16 protein-coding genes are annotated in these 26,275 nt (G+C 60.1%); 6 read left to right on the top strand and 10 right to left on the bottom strand.

Annotation, left to right across the window (positions count from 1 at the left end; genetic code table 11):
* Window positions 1-161: 161 nt before the first annotated feature.
* The 6 genes from LIG30_RS26305 (at window position 162) to LIG30_RS13385 (ending at window position 5,748) form a co-directional block, all read left to right on the top strand.
* Window positions 162-1,100 carry a hypothetical protein gene (locus LIG30_RS26305; RefSeq protein WP_152986086.1) on the top strand — a complete coding sequence of 313 codons (939 nt, stop codon included), beginning with the start codon at window positions 162-164 and terminating at the stop codon, window positions 1,098-1,100.
* A 1-nt stretch (window position 1,101) separates the two neighbouring features.
* Window positions 1,102-2,223 carry a DGQHR domain-containing protein DpdB gene (dbpB, locus tag LIG30_RS13405; protein ID WP_038712933.1) on the top strand — a complete coding sequence of 374 codons (1,122 nt, stop codon included), beginning with the start codon at window positions 1,102-1,104 and terminating at the stop codon, window positions 2,221-2,223.
* On the top strand, window positions 2,220-3,515 hold the full coding sequence (gene dpdA / locus LIG30_RS13400; protein WP_038712932.1) for a tRNA-guanine transglycosylase DpdA: 1,296 nt from the start codon (window positions 2,220-2,222) through the stop codon (window positions 3,513-3,515). Before dbpB (LIG30_RS13405) ends, dpdA begins: the two co-directional genes overlap by 4 nt.
* Window positions 3,512-4,588: a DGQHR domain-containing protein DpdB gene (dbpB, locus tag LIG30_RS13395; protein ID WP_038712930.1), complete on the top strand. Its 1,077-nt coding sequence runs from the start codon at window positions 3,512-3,514 to the stop codon at window positions 4,586-4,588. The genes dpdA and dbpB (LIG30_RS13395) overlap by 4 nt, the downstream gene beginning before the upstream one ends.
* A 14-nt stretch (window positions 4,589-4,602) precedes the next feature.
* On the top strand, window positions 4,603-5,304 hold the full coding sequence (queC, locus tag LIG30_RS13390) for a 7-cyano-7-deazaguanine synthase QueC (RefSeq protein WP_038712928.1): 702 nt from the start codon (window positions 4,603-4,605) through the stop codon (window positions 5,302-5,304).
* 66 nt (window positions 5,305-5,370) lie between these two features.
* Window positions 5,371-5,748 (top strand): 6-pyruvoyl trahydropterin synthase family protein, encoded by a 378-nt coding sequence (locus LIG30_RS13385; protein ID WP_038712926.1) that lies wholly within the window; start codon window positions 5,371-5,373, stop codon window positions 5,746-5,748.
* Window positions 5,749-5,845: 97 nt separating this feature from the next.
* On the opposite strand, the gene LIG30_RS13380 is transcribed toward LIG30_RS13385, so the two are convergent.
* The 10 genes from LIG30_RS13380 to dpdE form a co-directional block, all read right to left on the bottom strand.
* Entirely contained in the window at window positions 5,846-6,613 is a 768-nt protein-coding gene (locus tag LIG30_RS13380; protein ID WP_038712924.1) for an HAD family hydrolase, read from the bottom strand.
* Between the two features lie 16 nt (window positions 6,614-6,629).
* Complete coding sequence (locus LIG30_RS13375) at window positions 6,630-7,685, bottom strand: hypothetical protein (protein WP_038712921.1); 1,056 nt, start codon at window positions 7,683-7,685, stop codon at window positions 6,630-6,632.
* Between the two features lie 380 nt (window positions 7,686-8,065).
* Complete coding sequence (gene dpdD, locus LIG30_RS13370) at window positions 8,066-10,300, bottom strand: protein DpdD (RefSeq protein WP_038712920.1); 2,235 nt, start codon at window positions 10,298-10,300, stop codon at window positions 8,066-8,068.
* A complete protein-coding gene (dpdK, locus tag LIG30_RS13365) occupies window positions 10,290-10,814 on the bottom strand; it encodes a phospholipase D-like domain-containing protein DpdK (RefSeq protein WP_038712918.1) in 525 nt (174 codons plus the stop codon). Before dpdK ends, dpdD begins: the two co-directional genes overlap by 11 nt.
* Window positions 10,811-15,586: a protein DpdJ gene (dpdJ, locus tag LIG30_RS13360; RefSeq protein WP_038712916.1), complete on the bottom strand. Its 4,776-nt coding sequence runs from the start codon at window positions 15,584-15,586 to the stop codon at window positions 10,811-10,813. Before dpdJ ends, dpdK begins: the two co-directional genes overlap by 4 nt.
* A complete protein-coding gene (locus LIG30_RS13355) occupies window positions 15,577-16,311 on the bottom strand; it encodes a hypothetical protein (protein ID WP_038712914.1) in 735 nt (244 codons plus the stop codon). Before LIG30_RS13355 ends, dpdJ begins: the two co-directional genes overlap by 10 nt.
* Window positions 16,311-19,406, bottom strand: a complete 3,096-nt coding sequence (gene dpdH / locus LIG30_RS13350) for a protein DpdH (RefSeq protein WP_038712912.1) — start codon at window positions 19,404-19,406, stop codon at window positions 16,311-16,313. The genes LIG30_RS13355 and dpdH overlap by 1 nt, the downstream gene beginning before the upstream one ends.
* The gene (gene dpdG / locus LIG30_RS13345; protein ID WP_038712910.1) at window positions 19,403-20,299 is read right to left on the bottom strand and encodes a protein DpdG; all 897 of its coding nucleotides are present in this window, start codon (window positions 20,297-20,299) and stop codon (window positions 19,403-19,405) included. The genes dpdH and dpdG overlap by 4 nt, the downstream gene beginning before the upstream one ends.
* Complete coding sequence (gene dpdF / locus LIG30_RS13340; protein ID WP_051995019.1) at window positions 20,296-22,872, bottom strand: protein DpdF; 2,577 nt, start codon at window positions 22,870-22,872, stop codon at window positions 20,296-20,298. Before dpdF ends, dpdG begins: the two co-directional genes overlap by 4 nt.
* A complete protein-coding gene (gene dpdE, locus LIG30_RS13335; RefSeq protein ID WP_083494034.1) occupies window positions 22,869-26,153 on the bottom strand; it encodes a protein DpdE in 3,285 nt (1,094 codons plus the stop codon). The genes dpdF and dpdE overlap by 4 nt, the downstream gene beginning before the upstream one ends.
* Between the last annotated feature and the right edge of the window lie 122 nt (window positions 26,154-26,275).

Here is a 26,275-nt window from a genome sequence, read left to right as displayed (position 1 = left end):
GGCCCTCCATACGCCTCCGTTGTTGTTCTGGAGCTACATATCTTCCATTGCTAAGGCCCATATCTGCTCCGAGGCGGTCAACTTCCTTCCGATAACTGCGACACTGTGAAATAATTCGATGTGTAGTTTTTCGAGCCGATTTTTCGAGTAAAGGCGCAGTTATGGGACACAAGGCAATCGTTGTAACGAACTGCACGAACCGAAAGCGGGTCAACAGCGGACTCTCTCTCTCGGAGATCGAGATCAGCGGTCCGCTAGCATCTGTTGCTGGACGCTGGGCGAAGGCCATCGGCAAGGTGAGTCCGTCGAGGCAGGCCCAGGATGTGTACGCGGGACGATCATTTGCCGAGGCGCGGCATGTAGCAGAGGTATTGAACGGCACGCTTCACGTCATATCTGCCGGACTTGGTGTGGTAGATGCCTCGGATTCGATTCCGTCGTATGACCTAACGGTTGCAGGTGGGACTGGTTCGTTGAAACCCCTGCTCGCCCGCTTGAGTAAAGAACCTGCCGACTGGTGGTCGGCGTTGACAGCAGAGTTGGGGGAGCAAAGTTCCGTTCGTGCGTTGCTCGATCGGCATGCGGATTCAATGGCGTTCTTCGCGCTTCCAGGAAGTTACGTCGAGTTGATCGCGCAAGATCTGGCTTCCTTGACTAAGTCCCAAATCGGCAGGATCCGCGTCGTCACCTCTGACCGTGGGCAAGAATTGGTGCCAGATGTCGTCCGGGACGTCGTGCTGCCTTATGACGACCGCTTGGAGGGTTCCTCATACGCGGGGACTCGAACCGATTTTGCACAACGAGCGCTGCGGCACTTTATCGAAGTACTGGGCGGCCATCGACTCTCCGCCGCAGAGGGACGGGTGGCAGTAGAAAAAGCAATGCGTTCGCTGCGAAAGCCAGTTGTTCCAATTCGGGAAAGGAAAACCGATGTCGAGATCATGGCGCTTCTGAGAAAGAACTGGCATCGTTTCGACGGCAGTTCAACGCGATTGCTGCGTTATCTGCGCGACGAGGCGATGGTTGCTTGCGAGCAGGGGCGATTCCGTGGCCTGTGGTGCGTTCTTCAGCGCGATCTCGGCACGAAGGGGAGCCACTGATATGGGTAAAAAAGAAATTGTCGTGCGCGCGCTACGCACGACTCAGGGCGAAGGGCTGGAAGTGTATGCCTTTTTTATTCACGGGTCTGACATAGTGAAGGTGGCCGACATATCTAGGGTAGAACGAGACGACTTGGATGTGCTCAAGGGCTTTCAGCGTCCCGAGATCCGGACCCACGTTAAAGGGATCGTCGACTACCTAAACCAGGGTAACGTGCTGTTCCCCAACGCGATCATTCTTGCAATGTCACCTGCGGTACACTTCGCAGCCGCCCGCGGCACTAGGCCCGCCGGCGATCAGGGAATTGCGCGGGCGGGCACCCTGACCATTCCTGTCTATGACGAGGGGCAGCGGGTCGCATGGATCGTAGACGGTCAGCAGCGTTCGCTAGCTTTGGCGCAGGCGGCGAGGAAGGGGATTCCAGTACCAGTCGTCGCCTTTGTCTCGGACAACCTGGAAGTCCAGCGTGAGCAGTTTATTCTGGTTAATAAGGCGCGGCCGCTCCCGACCCGGCTAATCAACGAACTTCTTCCTGAGACTCGGAGTATTTTGCTGCCTCGCGAATTAAGCGCACGCAAGGTTCCGTCTGAGATCTGCAATTTGCTTAACCGTGACTCTGAATCGCCATTTCACAGGCTGATCAAACGTATCTCTGAAAAAGGTAGCAACACGAGTGTCATTACGGATACCGCGGTGATTGCCATGATCCGTAACAGCATGAACAATCCACTGGGTGCACTTGCCCCTTTTAAGTTATCTGGTCGCGATGGTGTCGATGTCGAAGGGATGTATCAGCTTTTGCGAACCTACTGGTCCGCTGTCCGGGACGTATTCCCGGACGCTTGGGGGGCCGATCCGAAGCGTAGTCGTCTAATGCATTCGGCAGGCATCGAAGCCATGGGCGTCCTGATGGATAGGATTTACGCCCGCCTCTCCGGGCAAGGGGAAGACTACAAGACAGTTCGAAAGGAGCTCGAGAAGGTCGCGCCTGCTTGCCGCTGGACGAAAGGTACATGGGAAACGCTGGGCGTTGCTTGGAACGAGATTCAGAGCACACCTCGAGACATCAGAAAACTTCAGGACGCACTGGTTCGAGCCTATACCAGTACGATAAAGAAATGAAATTTCTCTATTCGGATACTCAGGATTATGTCGATCCCGAGTACGATTTTATTAACGACCGCAATGCTCCCGGCCGCCGTCGTTACTGGGACGACGTCTATGCGCACGAACTCATGATGCCGGCGCCATATGACGGTTTGCTAGTATCGATGAGTGCTGTGCGACAGGCTGCCGGCGTCGCAAAATCAAAAGTACGATATTCAACGGCCGAAGAACAACGGATGTTGCGGGACGGTGTTCGTAAGTTCCTGAGGTATGGAGGTCCCAAGTTCAAGAGCGCCATGGTGTTGGGAGATTGCGGGGCATTTGCCTATGCGGACAGCAAGACACCTGCGTACCCGCCTCAAGAAGTGGTGGATTTTTATCTGGACGGTGGCTTCAGCCATGGGGTATCGCCCGACCACATTATCTTCGATTGCCTAACCGACAATCCCCCTGCGCGTCACGTTGCGCCCGGTGTTATTGAACGTTTCAATATCACACTTTCCAATGCCGAAGAGTTTCTGCGTCTTACAAGTGCGGAGGGCTACCCATTTGAACCGCTCGGAGCAGTGCAGGGTTGGTCGCCGAAGAGTATGGCAGATGCCGCGGTTCAATTGGAGAAAATGGGATATCGCTATTTGGCTATCGGGGGCCTCGTTCCGCTGAAGGTTGATGTCATTAAGCAGGTTCTACATGCGCTGCGTAGCGCCATCAAGCCTGAAACGAAGATTCACCTCCTCGGGTTCGCTAAAGCCGATTCGATCCATCAATTCACGAACTTCGGTATCACCAGTTTCGACTCTACGTCCCCGCTTATTCGCGCTTTTAAGGATGCGAAGGCGAACTACTACATGGAATCGCCCGAAGGCGGACTTGACTATTACGCGGCAATCCGCATACCTCAGGCAATCGAAAATCCCCGTTTGATGCAGGGTATCAAGCGAGGGATTTTTAGCGCCGAAGATTTGCAACGTCGCGAAGGGAAAGCACTTACGGCACTGCGCAACTTCGATGATGGTAATGGAAAGATGAAAGATGCGCTCGAAGCCGTCATGGATTACCAGCGATTCCTGACACTGGGTGATGGACACCCTATGGAGAAGTACGAAAAGGATCTCAAGAAGATGCGCTCGTTAGTAGAGCGCACCTTGGAAGATGCGCCGTGGAAGCGTTGCAATTGCTCGGTGTGCAGCAAAGCCGGTGTCGAGGTCATAATCTTCCGATCCAGTAACCGAAACAAGCGCCGTGGATTTCACAACTTGGGCGTCTATCACAAACACGTACAACGAACTCTGGAGAAAAAGCGGTGAGCGTTTACCGATTTAAGGCGATTCGGGCTGCGCAAGCTCCCGAGCACGACGTATTTACTTTCGCTGCCACACCTGAGCAGATCTGGGGTTTTGCGGAGATCGAGCGTGTAGGGCGGGAAGACAATGGCAACTTGCGTGGTTTTCAGCGCCACCAGATCGCGTCGCATATCAAGGAAATTCGCGACTATTTGCGACGTGACGACGCGCTGCTTCCCAATGCGTTGATTGTCGCCTTCATCGGTGGGGTGAAGGTGAAGGATAGGGGGGATGGTGTAGTTGACGTTGAGATCAAGGCAAGCGACGTAAAACCTGGCTTTGTTGTCGATGGGCAGCAGCGACTCAGCGCGCTGTCAGGGGTCGCAAAGCCTGGTTTTCAGGTGTTTGTGTCCGCACTAGTTTGCAAGGACTACAACGAGTTGCGTCAGCAATTTGTGTTGGTTAACAACACTCGGCCATTGCCGAAGACGCTTATCTACGAATTGCTTCCGACGGTCGAAGGCCTGCCGGAGCGGTTCACCGCGCGTAAGTTTGCTGCACGGATTGTTGATCGCTTGAACTTCACTCGTGGCTCTTCGTTGCGTGGAGAGATTCGTCAACACACGAATCCTAAGGGTGTGCTAAGCGATACGGCCATGCAAAAATTGGTGATGAACTCCGCCTCTGATGGTGCCATTCGTGAGTTCATCAAGGACGGTGATTTCGAAAATCGCGCCTATGATTTCGTCAACGCTTTCTTCGGAGCCGTGGAATCAGTTTTTGGGAGTGAATGGATTGGGATGAGTCCGAAGACCTCGCGCTTGCGGCACGGGGCAGGCATTGTGGCAATGGGGTTCGTTATGGAGTTTTTGTATTCCAGCGAAGGCGCCACAACTCGTCCCGAATTTGAGCGCAGCCTTGAATTGTTGAAGAAATACACGGCATGGACAAGTGGACAGTGGCGTCTTGCGCCGGATGACGAACGGCCGTGGAACGGCATTCAAAACACGCCGAGCGATATCGATTTGTTGACCAACTATTTGGTTCGGTCAATGAAGCGAGCGCTCCGTCAACCACGACAAGTAGCTAACTCCTAGCCATACGAGGTGTCATGAAAACTCGCGCGATGGTTCTCTTTTCCGGGGGGCAGGATTCTACGACCTGCCTTGCATGGGCGCTTGATCGCTACGAGCATGTGGAGACAGTCGGATTCGACTATGGTCAACGCCACTCCGTCGAGCTTGAATGCAGACCGAAGGTGCTTTCCAGATTTCGCGAACGGTTCCCAGACTGGGCAAGGAAGCTCGGCGACGACCACATGCTTGATCTTTCAATTCTTGGGCAGATCAGTGACACGGCGCTCACCCAAGGCAAGGCCATTGAGATGGAAAAAAGTGGTTTGCCGAACACCTTTGTGCCAGGAAGAAATCTGCTGTTCTTCACGCTTGCAGCCGCTGTCGCTTATCGGCGCAGTCTCCAAGTATTGGTCGGAGGGATGTGTGAGACAGATTACTCCGGCTATCCGGACTGTCGGGATAGCACACTAAAGGCACTCCAGGTCGCGATTGCGCTTGGCATGGATCAACCGCTGGTTATCGAGACCCCGTTAATGTGGATAGACAAGGCCGACACTTGGAGAATGGCGCAGCACCTGGGCGGCCCGGCACTCGTTGACCTGATACGCACAGAGACTCACACCTGTTACGTCGGCGATCGCGCGACTCAGCACGATTGGGGCTTCGGATGCAGCCAATGTCCTGCCTGCGAATTGCGCAGGAAGGGATATGATTCGTTTCGCCAGTTCGCGGCCTAGAGGGCACGGCGCCGCGGCCCGTGGCCGCGGATGAATGTAGGGGGATTCGAAGTGGCACTAGAACTAATGAACTACGAACTCAGTCAGAAATTCTATTTCGAGGCTGCGCACACGCTTCACCGGGAGATCGATGCTGAAGGCAGCCGTCGCGTTCATGGGCATACGTATCATGCGCAGGTTTTCGTGCGCGGTTGTCCTGATCCGACGACGAAGATGGTGGTCGATTTGGGGCTGCTGCGCAGGGAGATTGAGCGTGTCCGCGACCAACTCGATCACCGCTTCCTAGACGAGGTTCCTGAGTTGGGCGCGGCGACGCTAGAAGGCTTGTGCGCGTACATTTATCGGAAGCTGTCGTGCGTTCTGCCGAATATCTCTAAGGTGCGGGTCGAGCGGCCCGCGAGCGGAGACTGTTGCGATCTAGATCCGGCTCTGCCACTGAATTGATCGTTGGCTCGGGTATCCCGTCGGCTTACTCCCTTGTCGGCGGCGCCAAACTTTGGGCCGGAGTTTCACGCATGCCTGTTCTCCATGCCCCATCGACTCACGGAGCGTCATGCCCACGCTCGCCGTGCTGTGCGACCCATCTGATCGCATCGCCAAAGTCGCGGGCTTTGTACGAGGCCTCTCGCGCGCCTCCAACGCGATTCCACGATGGAAGGAAACGGCTGGGCACTAAGATGGTCTCGCATCCCGCCCTCTTTGCGGGTTCTATATCTCTGTCCGGTTGGTCGCCCACCATTACGGTTTGCGCGGGATGAAATCGCTGACGAAGGCGCTCGAACTGGGAATGCGTTTTCGTTATTTCAAAGATTGCCTCGATGTAATGCGTAAGTTTGTGATGCGTGATGATCTGCTTCTGCTTATCGATGCGTCCCTCCGTAACGACATAGAGCGGAATGCCCTCCTCGCGGGCGAGTTTTAATCCGTCTTTGACCGTCGGAAGCAACTCGGGCAAGGTACTCAGCAAGCCAAGAAAGTCGGCCGCGAGTTTCTGCGCTTCCGACAATGAAATATGAGCGGATCGATGCCCGGCAATGACCAGCGTTGCAGCCTCATCGGGGGCTCGTCCGGTCAGACCCTCGGCGAGGGCTATGACAAGCATCACGGGGGGATACCGCAAATGGAGGTGATGCCTCGACGCCAGAGCTTGATCATAACGTCTGACGTACTCAATCCGATCGGACAGGTCACTTAGCCTATCAAGGCGTGTCTCAAGGACGTCGAGTAGTGTTCGCTGCGCCGTTGCAAAGACCGAGTCCGTGTCCCATAGCGTGTTGTCCGCGTCGCACAGTACAACCGGTTTGGTCATGGCCGTGTTCCTTTCGTTAATGCTTAAGTAACCTCACTGTATCACTAGCGGCACTGGCGGCTCCGACCGGCCCGGCACTCGATGCGTGGATATTCTGAGGTGGGCTAGCCGGTCCCTTTGAAACCACCTCGTTAGGGGCAGCAGCAACGGGGGGCGATACGAACTCAGTGCCGGACAATAGAGCTTGGTACGGGTAGCAGATTGGCGTGATGACCGACGACGTTGCCTGTTTGTCGGACGGCTTTTGAATCCAGACCACAACGACAAAAAGCAGTAGCAACCAGATCAACAGGATGCGGATTGCACACTGCAGAAGTTGCTGCCCAGGTTGCAAGTACCGCAACTTATCCCCGAGTTTGGCCGCGACTAAATAGGCTTCGGAGATGTAGTTCTTGTAATAGATCAGAGTGAGTTTGTCCGCGGCGTCTTCGGTAGTCGTATTGTCCACAAACGAACGCGACCATCCCACCGGGTCGGTGCGAAATATGCTTTGAAAAAATAAAAATGAGTTCGCCTTGTCGTACCGTGCCTCATCAGATCTTTCTTCGGGCCACACGAACCGAGTCTGGGTCGCATGAAAGATAACTAGTGCGCCGCATGCCACGAAAATCAAAAAAAGTCCAAACAGACCATATACTACGGAAAGGAAAACTCCTTTTCCTGTTGATTCTGCAAATATCTGATGGATGGGGTATACGTCCAATATCTTGGCAAAAAGAGCGCCGGCCGCGGCCGTCAGAAAGGCAACGATGGTCAAAAGACGGGCGGCCTTTTGATCTTGGTATTCGGTGAGATCCTTGACCTCCTTCAGAGACTCTTTTGCACGGTCTAGATATCTTTCGTCAATTTCTTCCAAGGTATCCAATTTTTTAAGTTCCTCCGACATCTTGGGCAAGTAGACATCGGGTGCGACCGTTTCATCGTTTTGGCGCGGATAATGATCAATCCTCCTGGATTCAAAGGTAGCCTTCTTGGATTGTGGGTCAACTCTCCTGACTGGAATGAGTGCGTGGAAAATTGCGGTCAACATGCGCAAATTTTTGTCGTCGTTGTTGGATTGGTCGCGAATCATGCTCGTTACATTTTTAAGGGGTTAAATATAGCCAATCGTAAAAAAATAATGCGATCATTCCGGGGTGCGTGACGCATGCGGCGGGAATGTAGCGTAATTCACTGATCCAGAAAAGTCGCGTGCTTCTGAGCAAACGCAGTAAAGTCTTATGCGAACAATGGTTGGTCCCTTTTGCCTCGCGAGTCGCTAAAGCACGGAGGATGCTTCGACTGGGCGGATCGCGCGGAATTCTCGGACAGCGCGTAGTCTCACAGCATTCATTCGCACGACGGATTCCAATCCCGCTATCGCACTGGCTTTCAATCTGCTGTTTTCGTCACGCAAACCGATCGTCTGAAAAGCACGATCGAATGGCCTTGACCGATCCGATCGTGCGTCGTCTATCGCGCAGCGTTGAACTGGCTGATCACGCTTTCCACGATTCTCGTCGTGCCGGTGCCCTGCACCTGACAGAGCGCGTCTGGGTCGCGCAGCGAATTCTTGATGCAATAGAACGCTTGGTGTGTGGCGACGCTAGACACAAAAAATACATAGTCTGCGTGGCGCGTATGTTGACGCAAGCGAGGCGTACATTCCGTGTCACTATTCGCCGTAACCTTCAGCCCCGGACTCAGTGTCCGCAGTACGTCAATCGCTCTTTGCGTTGATTGGCTGTCGAGGCTGTAGAGCATTATCTTGGCTTGTGCGGAGACGTCATGCGGTTCATCGAATTTCGCGACCGCCTGCTTGTCGAACTCGAACGGAAGCGATGCTTCGTTCGCTAGAAGCAGCAACAACGCCTTCTGCGCATTGGCGAGTCGGGCCAAGTATTCGCTTCCAGCGCTGAGAATGGCCACAATCAACTGGTTGCGTGCCTGCTCGTTGCGCGTCGGCGCGATCATCAGTGCATCGGCAAGATCGAGCGCCCAACGCATGACGTATGGAGAACGAACCAGCGTGAAAATCTCGAGGAGCCGTTGCATTAACTGTGCGTACTGGTCGGGCGTAGGCCCAGCCATGACGAGGTGAAGGGCGGCCTGCTTAATTAGATCTAGTTCACTTTCGCCATAGCGGTCACGCACCGACATCGTCTCGATCAGGCTGCTGTACAAGGGGATGAATGGCGAGTGTGGCTTCGTTCGCTCGACGATCCAGTCGAACCATATAGGCAGGAGCGCGTCGAATGTGCTCGAATTGCTCAGTGCCTCGTCTTCCATGCTCTGCACGAGGCGTTGTGCCATCACGTCGTCGATTTGACTGAGTGCGTCTGCGTTCGCCAGTTCGCGCCAATGTTCGACGACATTTTCGGCGGCGTGATCGCCTTCAGGCTGAACTCGAAGTTGTGCCTCTAGGCTCTCAGGTGGTTTCGCGGCGGCCAGACGTATGACATCTTCAAAAAGGCGAGCGCGCTTTGTTTGCACGCTGCTCAATACGGCGTCGGCACTTGAGCGCACTCGAGTCACGGTTTGAAAAGCGCGCATCGGATCGTCGATTTCTTTCGCGCAGCGCAGTAAGGCAGTAAGCATTTCCACGCTATCTTCGAGAGCCCACAGCAGATCGTAGGCCTGTTCGTAGCGCTCGAACTCCATGTCTTCCCGCGCGGCCTCGAAGTCACGCTTGGGGGTAAGCGCCTGAATCATCTCGACGACAGCGGCGGTAGCGGGCCCGAACGCGCCGTCTCCGAGTTCGGCGAGTCGCTGCGCGCACAGGTCCGCGGACGGCCGTGCTTGCGATAACTCGTGGAGCACGAACGCCTTGAGTGCGGAGGGCCGACGTGATCTGCCGAGAGAGCGCAGCAGATTTCCGGCGGCGGGTCGAACGTTCGTCTCGAATGCAGCGATCAACCGCGCGGCATCGCCTGCCTGCTCGATCGGACGCACCCACGTTTCATAGAGCGCCTCCCAGATGTCGCCGAAAGTCTCTGGTGGCAGACGTAGTTTAAGTAGGTACGTAAAGTTGGCGTGCCCGAGCACCTCGTCCCAGCGTCCGAAGGCTGCGGCGATACGGATGTCGAGAAATGCCCGATTCTCGGCGCTCAGCCCGTGCTGCTCGCGGAGCGCCGCGACTGTCGCGCGAGCTTCACTCTCATTCTTCGCAAGAAGCGCCCAATCGAGGGCCGCGCGCAGTTGTGTGAAGGTACGGTGTACAAGCGTTCGGCGCAGCGGCCGGCGTTGCAGTAATGACCAGTAGATTCCCCATTGCTCGACGATATTTTTGTCAAAGCTTGGCCGGGTGGCCCGGAACCGCACAACGTAAAACGGGTGTCGTTCGAATATCTCGTCCGCGTGCGTCCGTGCGACGATCGATGAATCGAAATCCGCATAGCTGGGGCCGATGAAGGCATGCAGATCGGCACGCACTGCGCGCGCTCCCTGTTTGTCGCGCGAGCAAGCGTACCAGGTGGTCACATCATCGCGAGAGCTTCTGAACGGCAGAAGCATAGGGAGGTCGGCACCTCCGTTCAGAGAACGACGAATCGCGTCGAGAAGTGGTTCGGGTAGCGGCTCGGCGTTCGATCTGCCGGAATCGCGCTGCTGCGCTATGAGAGAGCCGCTGAACGCGTTGGGGGCCTCGAAGAAATCCTTCAGACACGCAGCCGCCGCTTGAGCATGTTCCGACTGGGCTTCAGATGCCATGATCGTAGAACTCCATCTTGGCTTGAGCGATATGCTGCGGATCGAAATCCAGCGTCACAACTTCTTCGTTGAGCGCGATGCCGCGCTCCGTGAAGTTCATCGACCCAGCGATCAGCACGTGGTCGGTCAACAGGCTCTTTGTATGCAAGGTACTGTTCTCTTTCCAGTCGCATTTGTCCTGCAGGCCGGAATCCGCGAGCGTGCTGAATAGGCGCTTCTCGAAGGGCTTATTGTGATTGTCCGGGCGCACTCGGATGACGAGCTGGGTGTCGTTAGAAGCAATAGCCACAAGGGTGTCGATCAAGCGAATTTCACGCCTATCCCACTCCGGGTTCAGGCCGCTGAAGTTGCCCACGCTGTTGTCGAAAATGACGATGTTGCTGATCCAAGGTGTCAGCAGATGGACGGTCTTGCTCGGCGCCAGCAGCTCCTCGGCAAAGACGGCAGCAAGCGCGTCGCGCGCCGCTTCGGGCGCGGAGGTGGCCGATTTAAAGATGCTTCGGGACAGGCTCATGCGGATTCCGGAATTGAGAAGTGGAGCTCGATGAAGTCGTCACGACGCTTCACCGACGACAGCGTGGCGAAGACGTTCAGATAATCGAAGTGGATCGGCTCGACGGTCAACGTGCGGACCAAGATTGGGATGATTTCGCGCGCTTGCGAAGCAGCCACAGCGAACACCGTCTCGCACCGCGTGGCGAGTTGCTCGCGCGCGAGTTCCTGCCAGCCCGGCTGGGTTGGATCGATCGGCGTCGCGCGCTGGGTCAACCACTGTCCGAGCAAGAGGCGCTCGGTCGCGACGGCCGGACCGAAGCGGTTCGATAGCGGCAAGTTGACGGCGCGCAGTGCGTGGCCTTGCGGCCACAACAGACCCATCAGTACGCCAAAGCGCCAGCTCTCGCGGTCGCTCGTCGGCAGAATCAGGCCCGAGGATGCGAAGGCGGCGTCAAGACGCGTGTCGCCGCTGAAGACGGCGCACATCACGCGGACATCGATCTCGACACCGTGAGCGCCTTCAAGCGACTCCCAGTGACCGTGGATCTCTGCGATCAGCCTGTCCAGTTCTTCGGGGCTGCCGGGCCGCAGCATGCGCAGGCTAAGCGCCACGGCGTAGCCGTGAAACACTGCTTGCCCCCGCCGGACGAGTTCCGCGCGCAGCTTGGCGAACTCTAACTGCGCGGTGATCGGGCTACCCGCGTCGCGCACCCGCATGACCGCTTCAACGAGCGCGACGTCACGCGCTTCGCCACCGATCCAACCGAGCAGTTGCTTCAGTTGCATGCTCGTGCTTTCCAGATCGCTGGCGCTGAGCGCGGCTTCCACGTGCTTGTAGAAGCTATCGGGCCGCGATGCGAGCAATTCAGTGACCTGTTCGATCATGCCGTTGCCACCTGGGCTGGTTTCGGAAATCCAGACCTCTGCTCGCTCCGGTGCGACACCATTTAGACGGATGCCCGGATCGATATCCACGATCAGCCCTTCCGGGTCCACCTGCGGGCAGGCCTGCTGAATGGCTTCGAGGCAGGCGGCGCCGAGTGTCGCGCGCACCGTGCGGGAGAGCCAGTCTTCCCATTCCGCGTCGATAGGGGTGACGAGTACACGGGCGGCTTCGCGCGCAGCAGCACGGACGGTCTCGGACTGCAGCGCTTCGTCGAGCGCGCGCCGCAGTCGGTCCGGGCCGTCCTCGCCGGCCTCGGCTTCGGGCAACTGGAAGACAGTGGAGAGCACGCCGAGCAGAACATCCATGCGCGCGCCGTTGGCCACTTCGTCGAGCGCGGCGGTCAGCGACAACTGCTCATTCCGGGCTACGAGGATCGCCGCGATCTGAAAAATCTGTGCAATCCAGCCGCGTAGGAACGGGTTGGCGACTGCCGCGATGAAGCTCGGGCAATGCTGCGCCTCCCAGTTGTAACGGGCGGCACGCGCGGCGCGTCCGCGGGACAAGTCCGACCAGTCAATGCTCGCGTGTAGTGCGGGCGGAAGATTCAGCACGATCAGCAGCGCGTCCGCATCAATCTCGAAGCCCACACCGCAGGGTTGATCCTCATGCATGAAGCTCCAGTCGACTGTGAGCCGATGCGATTCATTGCCAATACGCATGCGCATGTCCGCGCGCGATGCGATCGCGTACCGGCGCACCACGGCGGTGGATTGACCCGCATGCGTATGCGCAACGATTGACCGAATGAGGCGGCCTACGCCGACACTTACGGGGGGGAGGAACTCGGTGCCGTCGCGCGGCGCTTCCAGATGCGAACTCCACTTGAGTTGCGCGTTGGAGGTGTCGCTCAGTTCGGGCAATCCGGGCTGGCGTCCGGGCGCGGCCTGTAGACGGGCGGTGGTCGGGCGATACGCACGGTACGTGACGACCTGACCGTCTTCGAGCCGGTGAAAGGGCCGCTCGCTCTGCGTCTCGTACCACTCTCCGATGTCCGCATCCTGTTCCAGAATGGCGTGCCCCATGCCGAGATAGGTGTTGAGCGTCTGAGATGAAACGCCGAGCCAGAGCGCGTCATCGAAGCGGCGCGAGACCTTGCCGGGCGCGAACTCGCCCAGACCCTGCTGTACCGGCAGATAGTGCCCCTCGCCCTCGCTTCCGGGCAGCGCGAGATGCATTTCCGGCAGGCTCAGGTCGTCGAATAGATTGGCCGGTACATAGTCCGGCAGCGGATGCCCCGCACGATAATCCGAGTGCTCGCCATCTTTGCCACGCCAGTCGAGCGCGAGGCGTCGCATGGCGGTGGGCACGGCGCCGAGCAGCAGCGGCCGCGGCTGATTCCACAGCAGGACGTCCATTTCTTCGCGGGAAATCGCTAGGCGCTTCTGTAGCGAGGTGGCGAGTCGGTAGCCGGCGTCCTCACTGCTCAGAAAGCGTTTGAGCACGGCATGAAGGCGCCGGTGAGCCAGCCGTGTCTTCAGCCAGTTATAGCCCGACCACTGCATTTCCCTCCCCCGGTCTTGCGGCGCAAGCGCCCGCGCTTCACTGAGCAGCCCTTGCGCGGCTGACGCAAGCTCTTCGACCGACACCTTTCGAACCAGTCGCTCGAGTGCACGTCGGCTGGGTTCGTCCCATTGCTTGATCTGCGAGTCGTCGGCCGGGCCCTTCATGTCGCGCCAAACCTGTATCTTGAGTGGATCCGCGTGGGTCATGTCGCCGAGTTCGTCGAGCAGCGCGTAGACCAATTGCATTCGCTGGACATAGCGATTCGACAGCGGCAACTGACGCGCCGGCAACTCGGGATCAAAGAGTTGATCGTAGGCCTGGTAGGCGAGGCGATCGCGGCCATAGTCGGTGAGGACGACCATCGTCCAAGGCCGCATATGGCGCGTGCGTCCCGCGCGCCCCTTGCGCTGCAGGAACGAGGCGATGTCGCGCGGCGCCTTGTGTTGTATCACCACGCCGACGGCAGGATCGTCGAAGCCGACTTCCAGCGCTGCGGTTGCCACGACGACTTCACTCCGTGAACTCACCCCCGAGTCATGAGCAGTTGTACGGGCGACTTCGAGCCGCGCCGTCAGATTGTGGCCGATGTCCTGCGGCACGCGCCAGTCCTGTCCGGCCTCATGGCGGCGTCCGGGCGGATCTGCGCGCTGACGCAAGCGTGCAAGACCGCCCTCGGGGTGGCGCACAATGTTCGCGCGACCGTAAAAGTTGCGGCCTTCCGCGTCCTGAAGATTGCGGAACAGGCGGTTGGCGGAGTCCAGTTGGTCGGTAAAGGCGAAGGCGCGCCAGCCGAAGAACGGATTGCGGTTCTTGTCGAAGCGCTCGCGCAGGTCGAGCAGGCGCGCCGCCAGCATCAGCGTCTGGATGGTCGTCGACAGCAGCGCTGCCTGTGAAACGGGGTCGCCGCGCAAGGCGAGCAGATACTCCGCGCCCTCGTCGTCGATGTCCTTCTCCTGCGGCTTGATTTCTTGCACGACCGACTCATCGAGGCCGGTCAAACTTGCGAAGAAGCGCCGTCCTTCGGAGATCGTCGCAGACAGGCCGACGAAACTCGAGCGTCTGCCGCTAGCGCTCCACCATCGGCGCATCAAATAGGCGACCTGTGCACCGTAGGTGCCGGAGTACAGATGCACTTCGTCCATGAGCACGAGGCCGGGCGCCTCCGTCGCATTCGGGCCGACGCCGAAGAGATGACGCAGCTTCGGATTGGACAGATGGCGGTTGAGCATCTCCACCGACGTGAAAAGAACGTCGGGTGGTTCCTCGGCCATTGCTGCGCGCGTGAACGCGAGCCGGTCGGACTGGACAATGTGTCCGCACGACTTACAGACGAGGCGTTCGACAGCACGCGTCCGGTCTTCGCCGAGCGCGGCCATCTCGCCGCCGCAGCCTGGCTCGGGACAAGTGAAGAAAGGGCAGACGGATTCCCTCGCGTTGAAGCGCCAGCCGTGCTGTTTCAACGCGCCGTTGAACGACTCGGGCGTTTCGCCATAGAGTACGCCGACGCGCAGCGGGGAACCTCCGTGGCTTGCGATCCAGTCATCGAACTTGCGGCATTGGTCATAAACCTCCGCTAGCTGATCCTTAAGCAGTTCGTTGCGCGGATAGAGCGCGAGCACGCGAACCGAAGGGCCTTTCTTCGACTCGACGCGCTGCTGGGCGAGCCACGCGAGCGCGGGCAGATAGAAGGCGAGCGTTTTGCCGCTGCCAGTTCCGGCGGAAACAAGCGTGCCCGTGCGGGTATGGCTTGTCAGTCCGCCGAGAATGCGCGCAGCGGCATCGACCTGAAAACGGGACAGGCCAGCGTTCGGCGGTAGTTGGCCGAGCCAGTGTCCGACGGCTGCGAGCAGCGTGGGATCGTTCACCACTTTGTCGATGACATCCATCACCGCTTCACGTTGCTGATCGCGTCGAGGGTAGCGCCGCGCGCGACGCAGAAAGCGATAGTCCGCGACGAGCGTGGGCGCCGACGCCCACTGCGCGCTGCCAGCGTGCTTCGGAAACAGTTGACGCAGTCGCGCGATCAGACGCACGCCTTCGGCCATGCGCGTACGCCAGCGCGGGCCGTCATTCGAACAGCCGACGTTCAAGGCGGGTACTTCAAATAGCATGCCGAGTGTGGCGAGTTGCTCACGCAAGTCGCGGGCGGTCGCGATGTTGCAGGCTACGTCGTTGCGCAGCGCGGCGTTACGTTTATCGTGGAGGACGCTGTTAAGCGCCTCGTGGACTTCTTCGTTGCTGAGGGCGTTGTCGACTAGACCCCAGACGAGGGCGCGCGCCTCGATCTGCTCCAGTTTGTCCAGTGCGCGTTCGGCCAGCGCGAGATCGGGCGTCAACGCCATGGCTGATCCGTCCGTGTCTTGATGACGAAGCGCGTTGCATCGTCATATTGCTTCAGCCACTCCAGCACTTCGGCGGTTAGCAGTTCCAGCGATGCTCCGCTTCCCTCGACTGCCTTGAAGAACTTCTGCACTGCTTCTGGCGCGGACACGAGCGTGGAGATAATGTCTCGCAACTGCGCGACGTAGTCGCGGAGGTCTGCGGCCGACTGGGCGTTGGCGGGCGCCTCCGCGCGTGCAAGCGCCGCGTACTTGTTGTGGATAAGACGGTAGTTGTTCAATACTGGTTCGTTGGCGGGCGTAGCCGGCACGCGCGCGGCGAGGGCGTTGGGACTGTCTGGACTACCAAGTCCCGATACATAGGCGCGCCAAGTGCTGCGGATCGCCTCTTCGCAAATCGAATTGGCTTTTTCGGCCGCCTGTAGGAGCCGCGTCCAGAGTGCGTCCTCGGATAGGACGGAAACGTCCTGCGCTTGCTGCAGGAGGTCGCGCGCCCGGTCGCAAAGGGCGCGGGCAGCCTCGTTGGCTCTCAACATATCCGCGCTTTGAGCGTCGGCGGTCGCGAGGTATCCCGTCCTTTCGAGCAACTGGAGGCGCTTGCGCCTGATGTTGTCCCATTCTCCGGAACGAATCTGGATGGCTTGCAACTGGTGCCGCAACTGATTCGCAACCTGCACTTTTTTCAGTCCGGCGCGGACCTGCCGCGCCTGTTCGAGCAGGCTTGTCATCACTTCTCCCACGCGAGGTTGGTCATTAAGTCTTCATGCGCGTGGATCGCGGCCTGATCGTCGATCGATGTCGTCTGCTGATCGACGCTTTTGCCGAGCGCACTCAGGAAGTTTCGCAGGAGCATGACATCCTGATGAATCGCGACGAGACGCGGCAGCGGCACCGCCGATAGCGCCGCAAGCTGCCGGTGCGTATCCGTCGATTCCCCAGTCGCTTGCATCTTGCGCAGACGCGCAACGACCGAGTCGACGCCATCCACCGAAAGGCGGTCAATCGCCGCGCGCACGGCGGCCTGACCGAAATCGCCGGGCGGCCAGAAGGACAGAAGCACCGCTTGATCAACGACGCCTTTCATCTCTTCGCGCCAAGCCACGCGGCCATGTTCAGCGTCAAATGCGTCCGCCGTCTCGGGCAGACGGCAGTTTACGGCGGCCGCGAGTTCGCGCAACAACATGTCGATAGATTGCGGCGACAGGCGTTCCAGCGTGTCGAGCACATCGTCGCTGTCCTTGGCGGCTCGGCCCTTTAGCGCGAACGACCACTTCTGTTCCAGTTCACGCTTGCTCGCGAGGCGCAAGCGCTCGGTGTCGATGGCCAGCACCTTGTCGCCTAGATTGCCCTGATAGCACGCCAAGTACTTTTTGAGGCGGTCCTGCAACTGTGCGCGGCCACCCATGGCGCGCTCACGGCGATCGAGAGCCTTTGTCGTCACCGAGTCTAGCGATTTCGCGTCGAACTTCGCTTCTGAAGGCATGGTGGTGAAGAGGTCCTTCAGGCCCGGATTGTCCGGACGGGACGTGATGCCCAGAAGCAGGTTCTGCCGATGCAGTGCGTGCATGGCGATGCTCGCATCGCGGATCGATTCGTCGAACATCAGATCGAGGACTTTGCGCTCGAGTTCGTCGAGCACCGCATCGGCGGATGCATAGTCGTCGTCCCCGCCGGGATAGTCCCACGTCTTTCCCTTGACCTCCCAGCGATCCAACGCCTTCAGACCCGCGATGAGGCGAGGCGGAATCGGAACGTCCGGCGGTGACAGGCGAATCATCGGAGCCTTGGACGGGTTGTTGATGTTGTGCGCAGGTGGCAGCCAGAACCAGCCAGCTTCCACTTTCTGGCCGTGTAGACACCAGTCGTCGGGATCGAGACGCCGATTCAGCGCCTCCGCGAGAAGGTTGCGCGTTCTGCGCGAGGCGTCGTTGGTCAGGCGGTGTTCGATGTCCCAGGCTTCCATCGCCAGCGCGTAGTCGCTGGGTCTCTCCCCGGGCGCAGTATCGATCGGTTTGGGGGCCTGCTCATCCTGTTTGTTGTCCGTATCGGGTTCGACGCGATCCTGTTTCTCTTTCCTGTGCTGATCCTCCTCGGCTGCTTCCTGTACGTTGGTCTTGTAAGGCAAGGGCAACGAGAACGCCTTGAACACCTCGGGAGAGAGCGATGCAGCCTCGGACAATGTCTTGGGGTCGCCCGCCCAGTGAAACAGCAGCGATTCCATCCGTCCTTGCACCTCCGTGCCCAAATGCAGATGCTCCAGCGCTACGCTCATCTCCGCACGGAGTTTGGTGTTGCGGAACCGGGCGGGCGGGAAGGCGGCTTTTTCGAAGCTGTCACGCAGACTGAGCGTCTTGGTCAACACCTCGTTGATGAAGGCGCGCGGATTGAACCGCCATGCGTTGTCGACCTTGAGCACGGACGCCCCGAGCGAACGTATCGACGCCTTGTTGAAAGGGAACAGACTGTAGCCCGCCGCACTGCGTCCAAATTCGCGAAGTTGCGTTGAGGCTTGCGCATCGATCACGGGTTCGAATGTCGGCACCCACGAGTAGAGATCCGCGGCATTGCGCTCCGCGGTCTCGAAGTCGTCCTTCAGGCGTTCGATACCCCAGCGCGCGGCGTTCAGATAGCGGCCAGTCAACTCGACGAGCAGACGCACCACAGTCGCCTCGTCGATACCCTCGCTAGGCACGACCCATTGCACCTTCGCGCGTGTGAGCACTGTCTGCCGGCCGATCAGAAAACCGTCCGTGACCGCCACCGCGGTGCGGATCGGGGCGCGCACCCGCAGACCCTTCTCGTCGCACTCGGCGATCATGATGTCGAGCAGTGGTTGCTGGATGCCGGAAAGCGCGGCCAAGTCCTCGATCAGCAGGACGAGTTCCTTGCCGTCCGCGAGCAATTGCGTGCGGATTTCACTAACGACTTCGCCGATAGTGCGCTGCTTGAGCGCCTCGGTGAAACGAAATATTTTGCGTAGCGCGGGGTCTAGCACTTCCTGCAGCACTTTCGCTGCCGTCTCGCGGTGGATGCCGTTCGCGCTCGACAGGTGCGCGAGCGCGCGATTGACGACATCGCGCAAGTCTCCGCCCGCGCTCACCTCATCAGGCGCGATGAAATCAGATGGCTGGAACTGTCGCAGTTCGGGCTCCCCCGTTCCCTCGAGACTCGACCTGACGATGCGCTGAAGCACGTGCTTGAACCAGCGGTCCAGAATGTCCGGATCGCGAATGAGATTGCGCAGATGGTCGGCGACGACAATGCGCGCGCCTTCCGCGAAGTTCTTCGTTGCCTTGCTCTGTTCCTTCAACTGGAGCGCCAGAATCTCTAGTTCCTGCGCGAGCGCCGTGCCCAACATCTCGGAGGCGCTCGCCATGTCGAGCGACTCGGCCGCTCGGTCCAGTTCCTCGCGCATCGCGACGTACTGCTCGCCGTGCAGCGGCTTGAGAATCAACTGAACGACGCGCCGGAGGCTTGCGGTCTTGGGAATTGACACGACGATGAGATCTTCACGGCGCGGATGACGGTCGAGTTGCGCGCCGAGCCACCGCACCATGTGCGATTTGCCGACGCCCGACGCACCCGTGATCGCGACGATCACCGCGCTGCCGTCGTTGACGGGGCGCATGAGTGCATCGAGCAGATCGTTCTCAGTGGCCGGCTCCTCAGTACCCGATTGCGCGGAGCGCTGCCTGAGCGTGACTGTCTGGTGGACCGCAAGCAGCAGCGCCTGATCGACGGTTTCCGCCTCGGTTCGCAGACACGCCGCGATCCGCTCGGAGGAGGGCCAGTATTCGGACAAGGGGTTCATCGTGTCGCTCATCGTGCGGCTCCAGCCTTGGGGCGGGCGATCCAGTGGAAGGTGAGGTCGTTTCGGGCACCGTTCACGCCTGTTGGCGTTATGGCGGCTCCAAGGTCAGACCTGACGTGCAATAGCAACTCGCCCGATTGCCTCAAATTCAGAATGGCGCGCGACAGTGCAGTCGAAAGCTGGTCATGCCGGAGACGGCCGAGTTCGTTCGAATCGACGACATCCAGCACCTCTTGTCTCCATTCGCCACCGTCCAATACCGGAAGGAGGCCGGCGAGTCGCTCGACGAACTGCGGCGCGTCCATTTCTTCGCCTTCGTCGAGAATCTCGGGCAACACATCGCGTACGGCGACGGTCGGGTCGATATCCGCGTACGCTTCCTTGCTGAAACCAAGGAAGCGTGCCCAGAACTGCAGTCCGCTGCGCCGCGTGGAGTTAACGAACAGCCGCCGGTCCTGATCCCGGATCTGCCGGGATTCCTGCTCTTCGAACTTGCCGAAGGCCGTACGGTAAATGTCTTGCGCCAGCATCCAGGCGAGACCGCGCGTGAGATCGGCGGCGAGCGCACCTTCGGACGCCCAGAACTCGGGATTGTTCTCTCGCGCGACGACGTGCGCGCACGCAGTACGGCGGGTGAACGCCATCATCTGATGCGGATTCGACAGGCGGCCTTCGGGTCGCTTGGTTACGTCGATCTCGCCGTTCACTTCGTTGAAGAGGCCGAGTTGGGTCCAGCGGTTGAGGGTCTGGCGCGCCATCTTGCCGCCGTCGCCGACGACAGCAGACGGCGCGACCGTCTCCAGCAACTCGTCCCTCGGGATGGGCTTGCTGGCGCGCAGCACCGTCGCATGCAGTTGCGCCAGGATGTTGGGCAGTCCGTCGTTGGTAATGTTGAGTAGGCTCATGAGGTTAGTGCCTGAATTGCGGATTCTTCGTCGATATGGGATAGCACGCTCGGCCACGCGCGGTCCGGACGATCGGGGTCCCGGATGGTGCTGGACATAATCACAACGGTCATGGCGGCGGCCGAGCCTGCCAGCAGCAGATTCAGTGCGGTCGGCATGGCTTCTGACGGCCAGATGAGCAACCGCACTTCGTTCACGCCACCGGGCGGCAGATCGGATGCGCTGGCATCGAACATGTCGATGAATGCGTCTGAGTGCAGGCGCTTCAGGCGCGCGCGCATCATGGTCAGAAGGCCGGCCGGCGTGCCACGCATCATCGCGATGGTGTGAGGACACAGGCGGCTGATCAGTGCGTCTATCAGACCCGGAGCGCTCTCATGTAACACGCGCTCGATATCATCGACCACGACGAACGCCAGATTCGGCAGTTCGCGCGGGAAGGCGGGCATCGCCTCCTCGAAGCCAGGACGCGAGGCGAATTGATCCAGACGCGCCACGAAAGGCCGGGGCGTGACCGGGTCCTTCACACGGTCCTGCCAGTGATGCCGACAGCCGCCACAATACGCCTTGACCGGTCCCCACGCGATGGGCATGGTCAATCGGTAGAGCTCCCGGAGCGCGTCCTCCACGGGGCGCTCGCTGCGCGCGATCGAAAGCATCAACTCGAAACCGACGCGCGCCGCGCGACGCGATTCGGCGCGGGCGCGTTGCATCCTGACCTCGAAGACCGAACGAGTCCGATGATCGCCATCCGGAAGACGCACGGCGGCGTACGCGATGGCGGTATCGGACTCATCTAGGTCGCGTTTCGTCTGGTTCGAAGGGGCCGGCAGGCTGGCGCTCAAGGCGCAGATTTCGACCAGACCCGCGGATGCCATGAGATTGAGCGTGCGAAGATTCCACGCTAGATTCGAGCGTCCCCGTGTATTGAGGCTAGGCCGCAACCGGTTCAGGTCCACCCAGATTTCACCGTCGTCGGCGCGACTGGGGATTGCGTGATCGATCATGGCCGTCCAGCGCTGGAAGCCGAGTTCGTTGCCGATGTGCCGCGTGTTCGCGAGTTGCAGGGCCTGCTTCGCGTCGTCGTTCGTGTAGAGGAGAAGACTCGCAGATGCAATACCATCCCGCCCGCTGCGGCCCACCTCCTGATAGAAACGATCGAGCGATTCCGGGAACGTCGCGTGCACGATGGTGCGCACGTCGCTCTTGTCCACGCCGAGACCGAATGCCGATGTCGCGATCATGCCATCGAGTTCGTCGCGTTCCCACTGGCCGAGCAACATCTTGCGGGCGTCCGCGCGGGTCTCACCAGTGAAGTTCGCGATCCGCTGGAAGCCGTCCGCCCGCAGCAACTGGAGCCATTCATCCGCTTCGGATGGCCGCGTGACATAGAGGATGAACGGCCGTGGCGCGGCCCTCAGCGCTTCAATGACGCGTGCCCGTTTGTCCGCGAGCGACGAGCACAGGGCAGCCGCATAGCGCGGTTCGGGGCGCAGATACAAGCCGCAGATGAGCCGGGTTTTTTCGACCGGGCCGAACTGCCGCTGGAGCATCTGCACGGTATGCGTCGTGAGTGTCGCCGATGCCTGCACCACGCGGATGGGACGGGGCGTCAACGCGCGTAGCCGCGCGATCAGCGCGGGGATTAGCTGGAATGAGGGCCGAAAACCGCTGCCCCAGGTAGCGACGAGATGCGCCTCATCGACGACGACATGGCTGAGGCCGCCCGCCTCGGCGCAGCTTTCCAGCAACGCGCGGAGCGAACCGGTTGCGGCCTCGGGCGAGGTGAACAATATGCGCTGCGAACCGTTTGCGACCGACCGAAATACCGCGGACCGCTCGTCGGCCGTGAGCCCGCCATGAAAGGCCAGCGGATGCTCGTCCCAGTCCGGGTGCTTCTGCCGCAGCCACTTCGCCATGCGACGGCCCTGATCTATGGCGAGCGCGACCGTCGGCATGATCGCCAGCGTCAGTTCGCCGTCGCCGTTCAGCAGAGGCGGCAATTGCGCCAGCAGCGACTTGCCGTTGCCGGTCGGGAGCGCCGCGATGAGCGTGATATCGGCGGGCATCTGGAGCAGGGCACGGACCGCCTCGCGCTGACCGGGGCCGGTGAAGGAGTCCACATTCGGTAGCGCGCCCGCAACGACCGGTTCGGCGGGCATCCAGTCCGGCGTTAGCGCCTTCAGGCGGTCGTGGGCGTCATCGAAGAGATCGCTCTGATTGCCAAGCCAGGCGAGCCGTGGCCGCATCGCCTGAATCTCCAACTTGCCGCTGTACGACAGCACGTTGAATCCCGCGCCTTCCCAGAATCGCCGTTCCGGCCACTTTGACGTCGTCGGCACCCTCAGCCAGGGCGCGCCGGCATTCTTCACTTGAAACAGCAGCCATTGCCTAAGCAGCGCAGCCAGATCGACATGCGAGGGAGGGGGCGGGCCATCGGCGTAGAGTGCGAGCACCTGCCTCAGTCGCTCGAGTAGCCCGGTGGCGCCGGACGCGGCGAGAGAGGCGCAAGCGTTCGGCCAGTCCGCCAAGCATTCGCGGAGTTCAGCGTCGCCAAAAGAGGAGCGGCTCATTGCTCGAACGGATGATCGGAGGCCAGGAAAAGCGCGCCCGCGACATCGAGTTCGAGCGTGGGTTCGGAGATCGCGCTGCGCATCGCGGCGTAGCGGGCTTCGTCATGCTCGAGTTCTTCGATCTCGCGCCGCCGTTGCACGCTGTCGAGCCGTGCTAGCCGCGATTCCGCCTGCGCTCTCCGCAACCGAAACTCGTGATCGAGCGCCTTGAGCGCGTGCTGGATGTGTTCTTGGCACGCGTCAGAGGCGAGCGCCGCGATCGCCGCCTGCCCGCGCGCCTCGCCGCATGTGCCCGACCAGTTGCGCATCCAAGTCGACTGAACGGTGGACGGCAGGGCGCGCCATCGGGCTGGATTGAGATTGAAGTCGCGCCGGCTCCCCTGCCAACTGTTCTGATACGGCGAGCTCATGAGGGAGTTCGGACCGGGTACGATTGCGCCCGTGCCATCGACCCAGATGCGAACGAAGACGGGCGGGAAGAACGTCTGCATCTTGCGATCCAGCGCGCGGCCCTCGATGCAGTACGCGTTAGGCGCCGAACGCGGCCGTTCCGTTCCGACCGCTGACGGGCGGATGACGAAGTCGAAGCGAAAGAACAGATCCGCGCCGCTCGGGTCCGTCACGTCGTATTCGCGGTCAACGCGCCACATCGCGAAGGCGCGCCCGCGATCGTCTTGAGCGCAGAAATCCTCGAGCGCGGTGACCAGGGGGTCGCCGACTCGCAGTACGCGCACGGCCTGAGCGCGTGCCGCACGCGTGAGCGCATTGCGACGGTTGAAGACATACGGATATGAAAGCGGCGCGCGCGAACTTCCGTTCGGTGCGTCCACGTCGACGCTTTGCAGGAAGGTGCGCAGATAGCCACCCATCGGGATGAGAGTTACAGCGGAGTCGTCCTGATGTACATAGCCCACTCGGAACACCTCATCCGCGCCGTTAGCCGGTTGAGAGCCTTCCCAGCGCACGCGAAAGCCGAGAGCGCCGATGGCGAAGCCCGAGAAGGCGCCTCTCCAATCGCGCCACGCCTGGTCGCAATCCGTGAGCGGATCGAGCGTATCTAAACGAGGTTCGTCGAGCGAATCCAGCCTGTCTTGCAGATCGATGTTCTTAAGCTCGGTGGCGACGCGGCCGTTCGGCCCGGAGAGCGACGCACAATGATCCTCGATCGCCTCCGTCCCGCGCAATAGCCAATCTTCCGCAAGTTCACCGCAGGTGGACTCGATCAAGTATTGAAGGCTCGCAACCGACCGATTGAAGACGTCCCAGCCCGCGTCCAGCGTATCCAACCAAGCGATCTCATCAGCGTTGAGTTCGTCCTGCAAGGCGATCGAGTTGACCGCATCGCCCACGCCGAAGCGGTCGAGACGGCCCATGCGCTGTTCGCAGCGATTGGGGGAGCCGGGCATATCGAAGTGGATTGCGATCTTCTTGCCGCCGTGTAGATTCACGCCTTCCTCGGCGCTCGCGTCGCACACGAGCACGCGCACCTTGTTCGGCGCAGACAGGAATTGTTGCCACGGCATCGCCGTGTCGCCTTCGTCGTCGCCACGCAGTTCGTGGCGGACGATCTGCGCGCCGAACGAGTGCCTAAGGCGTTCCGTCGCGCGATTGGCATCGGCGCGCTGGGTGCAGAACACGACAGCCTGAGCGTGGGGCGTCGCCAGCACTGCCTCGACCGCTCGCGCGAGCGCATCGAAGCGCTCGTGGCCTTCGCGCAGGCGAAGCGAACTGCTGTCTAGTGCCGTCGCGATGTCGACCGCCGCGTCGTCGCTGATGTCGTGTTGCTGTAACAGGTCACGCATGGAGGCCGTTTCGCGTGAGTTCACCGCGGTGTTGAGCAGCGCGCTGCGCAGCGGCGCGGGAATCGGCCCGAGTTCCCCCAGGCGGTAGCGCAGTTCGTCGATGCGGTGGCGCCAGCGTTCCGTCGCGTCAGCCTTGAACGAGATGCGCGTGAGACCGGCGCGCCCCGGCGTTGCCCATCCGACCGTCTTGCGACGATTGCGCAACATTCTCCGATGTAGTCGGTAGCACTCGGTCAGGTGTGTTTTCAGGTCGTCGAGCGCCGCGATATAGGCTTCGTCGTCTTCTTCGGGGAACGCGGCGATGACGACCCGGAGCGCGTCGATCTTTTCCCGCAACACGATGTCTTCCCCAAAGGCGCTCTGCAGTCGGTCTAGTTCCTGGGGTAGACCCCACAAATTGCCCGGAGCCAGCGCCGCGACGACCTCGGCGACGATCTGGCGCGTATCGATACGCTGGCGCAGGCCGTCGAGGTCATCGAGAGGGAACATCACCGGATCGAGCAGATGCAGAACGCGCAGAAAGCCCGCCGGGTCCGAGAGCACCGGGGTGGCCGACAGCAGGAGCAGCCGTGGAATGCGCGGCGTGTATTCCTGCAGTAGGCCGTACAGTCCCGCGTCCTCGTCGTCATCCGAGCGCGACAGATGATGCGCTTCGTCCACGACGAGCATGCCGGCGGCCGGAAGCAGTTCTTCGAGGTCGTCCAGTTCGTCATGCGAGACTACGTGCAGGAAGTCGTCCAGCCACGGCGCGAGCCCGAACTTGCCGGACAGTTCTCGGCGCCATTGCGGCACCAGCGTGGCAGGGGTAAGGATGACGGCACGCGCGGTGTCAGCCGCATCGAGGAAATACTGGCGGACGATAATGCCCGCCTCGATTGTCTTGCCCAAGCCGACTTCATCGGCGAGCAGATAGCGTTGCACCGGGTCCGTGAGCACGCGCTTGACCACTTCGAACTGGTAGTCGACGAGTTCGATGGGCGGCGAAAGCGCCGCGGTGATGCCCGACGCCGCCGTGTATTGAAGCGCGACCTGGCGCGCGAAGGCGCTGCGCGCGTCTGCGAGAAAGGGGGTCTCCGTCGCTTCGCTGATCAGCAGCGGCAGCGGATCTCTAAGCGGTTGGTTCCACCTGACCTGGAGATCGGCTGCCTCGACGTTTACCGATTCGCCATTCGGAAACTGGACGGTAAGTGCTTCTGCGTCGTCCTCCAGCACTCGTCCAACTTGCCAGCGGCTTGCGGCGTGTCTTCGGTAGACACGTGTCTGCGCTGGCAATTTGGAACGCTTAATTTGCTCCAAAGGGATTTCAGCTATCGCCGCTGTCTCTGCGCCAGGGGCGTCGAAATATTGAACGCGCCCCAGCCTTCCTTCTGCTACTCCAAGGAATTTCCCGGTTCCCCAGTTAGCGTACGGTTGAATACAAACATGTACGAAGGCGCCAACCTCCAACTGGTGATGGGATCGCTCACCGTAATTTGCCATCCTGCCCCCCGTAAGACCTAACTTTTATTAGCCAATGGATCAAGGGCTCATTGTAATTATTTCGTAATAACGCGGAGCCGTCTTTGAGGCATGGACGCAACGATTCTCGCACATTCCTATAT

Origin of the sequence: Burkholderia sp. lig30, assembly GCF_000687455.2 — a bacterium.
Lineage (GTDB): Bacteria > Pseudomonadota > Gammaproteobacteria > Burkholderiales > Burkholderiaceae > Burkholderia.
This window is presented reverse-complemented; position numbering and strand designations above follow the sequence as displayed.